Raw genomic sequence first — 2,996 nt, 5'->3', positions numbered from 1 at the left:
GACATGGGCTTTCTGGCGCCTGAGCTGCCGGAGATTTATGGTGGCATCGGGGTGGACTGCGTCACCAGCGGCCTGCTGCTGGAGCAAATCGCCTACGGCGACTTCAACATGTCTTACGTCAACCTGCTGACCTCTCTGTGTGGTCAGATCATTGCCACCCACGCGCAGGAGTATCTGAAAGAGCGCTGGCTCAAAGCCATCCTGGCCGGCGACAAATTGGTGGCGATTGCCCTGACCGAACCCAGTGCAGGCTCAGACGCAGCCCGGTTAAAACTCAAGGCGGTTCGGGACGGCGAGCACTTTGTGATCAGCGGTGAAAAGACCTCCATCTCCCTGGCGGACCAGGCCGATGTGGCGGTGGTGTTTGCCCGCACCGGCACCGATGCCGATGGTGCCAAGGGCATCAGCGCCTTTTTGGTGCCCATGGACTTGCCCGGCCTGACCCGCACCGCCTTTGATGACGTGGGCACCCGCGCTGTCGGTCGCGGCTCGATCTTTTTTGACCATGTGCGTGTTCCGGCTGACCACATGCTGGGCGCCGAGGGCAAGGGCTTTATCCAGGTGATGCAGGGGTTTGACTACAGCCGTGCACTGATCGGCCTGCAATGCCTGGGGGTGGCGCGCGCGTCGCTGGATGAAGCCTGGGACTACGCCAAGGACCGTGAAACCTTTGGCCAACCCATCATCGAGCGCCAGGGTGTGAGTTTTCCGCTGGCTGAGAGCGAAACCTATCTGGAGGCCTTGCGCTGGCACTGCCTGCGCACCCTTTGGCTCAAGGATAACGGCAAACCCCACACGGCTGAGGCGGCCATGTGCAAATGGTGGGGGCCCAAACTGGCTTGCGAAATCATTCACCAGTGTTTGCTGACCCACGGCCACGGCGGCTATGCCAGTGACTACGCCTTTGCCCAGCGGTATCGCGATGTGCTGGGTCTGCAAATTGGGGACGGCACGGCCAACATCATGAAGATGATCATTGCCCGTGAAAAGTCAGGCATGCGCCTGACCTGATGCCTTGATCTGCAGCCGCGCCTACAGCTTGGACATGTTGCTTTGCAACTTGGTGAAGTAGTGGATAAACGCCAGCCGGTCGTCGAACGACAGGTCCTTGAGGGCTGCGTCGTAGAAGTTGTGGATCGGGTCCTGCAGCTTGATCCACAAGGCTTCGCCCTGGACGCTGAGTTTGACCTTGCGCGAACGCCGGTCATCTTCACTGGTGGCCCGCTCCACCAGACCATCCCGCTCCAGACGCGACAGCAAACCGGTCAGGTTCTGGCGGCTGACCAGCAAGAAGCGCGACAGGTCACCAATGGACATGCCGTCGGTGACTTGTGGCCGGGACAGGGCACCCAACACCGACCACTGCTGGGTGGTCACGCCAAATTCCTCAATCGCCTGCGTGCCTTTGGTGTGCAAGGTGTTGGCCACCTGAAACAGGCGAAAGAACAGGCGGTTGTTGATCTCGTTGATGGCTTGGCTTTTTTCGGATTTGAGGTCGGGCATGGCGCGGATCAGTGCTGAGGGTATTGGTTAAAACGATGCCGATCGTAAACGATGAATGCGTGATAGATGAAATTTTGAATTTTTAACAGGAGTAAAAGTAATGCGTGGATTAAAAGACAAAGTGGTTCTGGTGACTGGCGGCGCGGGTGGCATTGGCGCGGCCACCTGCAAACGCTTCGGTGAAGAAGGTGCCGCCGTGGCGGTGGTGGACATCAATCTGGCAGCAGCCCAGGCCGTGGCGGCAGAGATTGTGGCCGCTGGCGGCAAGGCCCAGGCCTTTGCGGTAGACCTGACCAATCAGGAGCAGGTGATTGCCGGTGTGGCTGCGGTCGAAGCGGCGTTGGGCCCGATTGGCGTGCTGGTCAACAACGCCGGTTGGGATCGGGCGGGCAACTTCCTCAAGACGGACAAGGCGCTGTGGGAGCAAATTGTGGCCATCAACCTGTATGGCTCACTCTACATGCACCATGCGGTGGTCAAGGGCATGTCGGAACGTGGTGCTGGTCGGGTGGTGAATGTGGCCTCTGACGCCGCTCGGGTGGGCTCCACTGGCGAGGCGGTGTATGCCCTGTGCAAGGGCGGCATGATCGCTTTCAGCAAAACCCTGGCCCGCGAACTGGCGCGCAAACAGATCAACGTCAACGTGGTCTGCCCCGGCCCAACCGACACCGCCTTGTTTGCCGACTTTGCCGGTGAAGGCGAAAACGCCGACAAGCTGCGCCAAGGCCTGGCCCGTGCCATTCCGTTTGGTCGGCTGGGTCAGCCAGCTGACCTGCCCGGCGCCATTGCCTTTCTGGCCAGCGACGACGCGGCCTTCATCACCGGCCAGGTCATCAGCGTGTCTGGTGGTCTGACCATGGTGGGCTGATGACGCACACATCTGCCTGCTGAGCGTCCCGATCTTCTTGTCCCCTCTTCGTTTGACTTACTTAAGGAAACCAACATGGAAATGACCACCCCGGTTTACACCGACATCCTCTATACCAAGGCTGATGGCATTGCCACCATCACCATCAACCGGCCCAAGCAATACAACGCCTTCACGGCCAACACCTGTGAGGAAATGATCCACGCCTTCAAAGACGCGGACTATGACCGCAGCGTGGGTGTGGTGGTGCTGACCGGCGCGGGTGAAAAAGCCTTTTGCACCGGTGGTGACCAGGGCACCCAGGACGGCGGCTACGGCGGCCGCGGTGTGATCGGTTTGCCGATTGAAGAGGTGCAAAGCGCCATTCGCGACTGCAGCAAGCCCGTGATTGCCCGTGTCAATGGTTTTGCCATTGGCGGCGGCAACGTGCTGGTGACGATTTGTGACCTCGCCATTGCGTCGGAAAACGCCCAACTGGGTCAGGCTGGCCCGCGCGTAGGTTCCGTTGACCCCGGCTTTGGCACCGCCTTGCTGGCCCGCGTGGTGGGCGAGAAAAAAGCCCGCGAAATCTGGTACCTGTGCCGCCGCTACACCGCCCAGCAAGCACTGGAAATGGGTCTGGTCA

The 2,996-nt window shown here is 60.2% G+C and carries 4 protein-coding genes; 3 read left to right on the top strand and 1 reads right to left on the bottom strand.

Annotation, left to right across the window (positions count from 1 at the left end; genetic code table 11):
- A partial coding sequence (gene aliB / locus PHW99_RS18615) for a cyclohexanecarboxyl-CoA dehydrogenase (protein WP_300181301.1) occupies positions 1–1,011 on the top strand: 1,011 nt, incomplete at its 5' end.
- Positions 1,012–1,032: 21 nt separating this feature from the next.
- Here the strand turns inward: aliB and PHW99_RS18610 are convergent.
- Positions 1,033–1,503: a MarR family transcriptional regulator gene (locus PHW99_RS18610; protein WP_300181299.1), complete on the bottom strand. Its 471-nt coding sequence runs from the start codon at positions 1,501–1,503 to the stop codon at positions 1,033–1,035.
- A gap of 100 nt (positions 1,504–1,603) precedes the next feature.
- Here PHW99_RS18610 and PHW99_RS18605 point away from each other — a divergent pair, with 100 nt between their 5' ends.
- Both PHW99_RS18605 and PHW99_RS18600 read left to right on the top strand, forming a co-directional pair.
- Positions 1,604–2,371 carry a glucose 1-dehydrogenase gene (locus tag PHW99_RS18605; RefSeq protein WP_300181297.1) on the top strand — a complete coding sequence of 256 codons (768 nt, stop codon included), beginning with the start codon at positions 1,604–1,606 and terminating at the stop codon, positions 2,369–2,371.
- A gap of 81 nt (positions 2,372–2,452) precedes the next feature.
- Positions 2,453–2,996: enoyl-CoA hydratase-related protein (locus PHW99_RS18600; protein ID WP_300181304.1), on the top strand; the 544-nt coding region annotated here is incomplete at its 3' end.

It is taken from the genome of Rhodoferax sp. (assembly GCF_028689305.1).
In the GTDB taxonomy this organism is placed as follows: domain Bacteria; phylum Pseudomonadota; class Gammaproteobacteria; order Burkholderiales; family Burkholderiaceae_C; genus Rhodoferax.
This window is presented reverse-complemented; position numbering and strand designations above follow the sequence as displayed.

Coding starts and splice junctions, on each gene's coding strand:
- PHW99_RS18610 (WP_300181299.1), bottom strand. CDS start 1,503: ATGCCCGACCTCAAATCCGAAAAAAGCCAAGCCATCAACGAGATCAAC.
- PHW99_RS18605 (WP_300181297.1), top strand. CDS start 1,604: ATGCGTGGATTAAAAGACAAAGTGGTTCTGGTGACTGGCGGCGCGGGT.